The organism is uncultured Cyclobacterium sp. (assembly GCF_963976465.1).
Taxonomy (GTDB): Bacteria; Bacteroidota; Bacteroidia; order Cytophagales; family Cyclobacteriaceae; genus Cyclobacterium.
This window is the reverse complement of record NZ_CAXBOC010000693.1, coordinates 1-1,951: the sequence shown is the minus strand read 5'-3', so window position 1 is coordinate 1,951 and position 1,951 is coordinate 1. Positions and strand designations below refer to the sequence as shown.

Sequence of the window (1,951 nt, the reverse complement as noted above, 5' to 3'; positions counted from 1 at the left end):
ATGAGATTCACACCATTGGTGTGACGGCTGGCTATCAACAGGAAGATCAAACCAATGCATGGATTTCAGCTTATAGAGAAGTGTTTCCCTTGCCTCAATATGAGCAGATCAATGCAGGAAACAGAGCAAATGAGCGAACTGGTGGTGCCGCTTCTCACTGGGCTTTACAATCTGTTTTCGGTAGGGTGACTTACAATTATGATGAAAGGTATTTATTGGAAGGGAATGTACGTAGAGATGCTTCTTCCAGGTTTGCTGAAGGCAATAGATCGGGAGTATTTCCATCATTTTCTGCAGGTTGGCGGATTTCTGAAGAAGGATTTATGGAGCAGTACTCAAGTTTAATTGACCATTTGAAACTAAGGGCCTCATGGGGACAGCTAGGTAATCAAAATATCGGCCTTTACCCTTTTGCAGCCTTCATGGCCCTAGGCGGAGGTGCACAGGATTATACTTTTGGAGGGGCAAATGCTCCAGGAGCTGCATTGAACAGTATGGCCAATTCTTCCATACAATGGGAAACAACCGAAACTACAGATGTTGGGCTTGAATTTAACCTTTGGGGAAAATTAGACGTGTCTGCAGATTATTATGTCAGAAGAACCAAGGATATCCTTCTTGCTTTAAATATTCCACAGACTCTTGGACTGAGTGCCCCTTTTCAGAATGCAGGAGAGGTAATGAATAAAGGGTATGAATTGATGGTTAACTACCGGAATAAGGTAGGTGAACTGAATTATAGTATCATGTTGAATTATTCAGATGTACGCAATGAAATCATCGACATGAGGGGAATAGAAAATACAGGGTTAACTGTAAATAGAGAAGGTTACCCGATAGGCTCTTTCTTCGGTTATGTGGATCAAGGCTTGTTTCAGTCACAGGAAGAAGTTGACAATCACGCCGATCAATTCGGCAATATCGCTCCAGGAGATATCAAATACAAAGACATCGATGGAGATGGCATGATCAATGACCGTGACCTAGATGTGATAGGAAGCCCAATACCAAGACATACCTTTGGCGCTCGCTTTAATGCCGATTACAAAGGTTTTGACCTTTCAATTTTCTTACAAGGTGTAGGTAAGGCAGATGGCTATTTATATGGTCAAGGCATTATGCCATTTTATTTAGGAGGTACTGTACAAGAGCAGCATAAAGACCGTTGGACGCCTACCAATACTGATGCGGCCTACCCTCGACTTGCTTGGAATCAGACTAACAATGAACAAAACTCTAGTTTCTGGATGAGAAATGCTGCCTATTTAAGAGGGCAGAATATTCAGGTTGGATACACTTTTTCTGAAGAAGTTTTGGATCCACTGAATATCAACGGGTTAAGGGTCTATTTAAGTGGGAGGAATCTGTTCACCATTCATGATTTTTATGAAGGCTATGATCCGGAAGCACCTGTGAGTAGCGGAGGTTGGTATCCCCAGATGGCTACTTACACTATGGGTTTGAATGTTAATTTCTAAACACTTGTAACTGATGAAAAAGATAATAATATATACAATATTGATACCTGCTTTGATTTTCTCTTCAGCATGTGATGATGAATATTTAGAGCGGCTGCCCTTGGACTCTCCTTCAAGCGAAACCTATTTTGCCAATGAAACTGAATTGGAAATGGCTGTCACTGGAGTGTACAATAGACTTTGGTATTTTCCGGTGGGAATCGCATGGTTTTTATCATTCGATTTTGCCTCGGATGATGGTTGGGATCGAAATGGAAGCAACCTTCAAGCACTAGGAAGAGGGGAACAAAATGCGGACAACGGATTTACCAACGGTTTTTGGTCTCATTTCTATAGAGGTATAAACAGGGTAAATTATATTACCTCTAAAAGTAACCAACTCAGGCAGGAAATGAACCCTGAAGACTATGATAGGTTGGTAGGCGAAGCTAGGTTTTTAAGGGCTTATTTTTATTCCTATTTGGCGGAGCTTT

The 1,951-nt window shown here is 41.4% G+C and carries 2 protein-coding genes; both read left to right on the top strand.

All coding sequences use genetic code 11. The features are described 5' to 3' along the window. On the top strand, positions 1-1,478 hold a 1,478-nt coding region (locus tag AAC037_RS23960; protein WP_339906179.1), incomplete at its 5' end, for a SusC/RagA family TonB-linked outer membrane protein. A gap of 13 nt (positions 1,479-1,491) precedes the next feature. Next, on the top strand, positions 1,492-1,951 hold a 460-nt coding region (locus AAC037_RS23955), incomplete at its 3' end, for a RagB/SusD family nutrient uptake outer membrane protein (protein WP_339906178.1).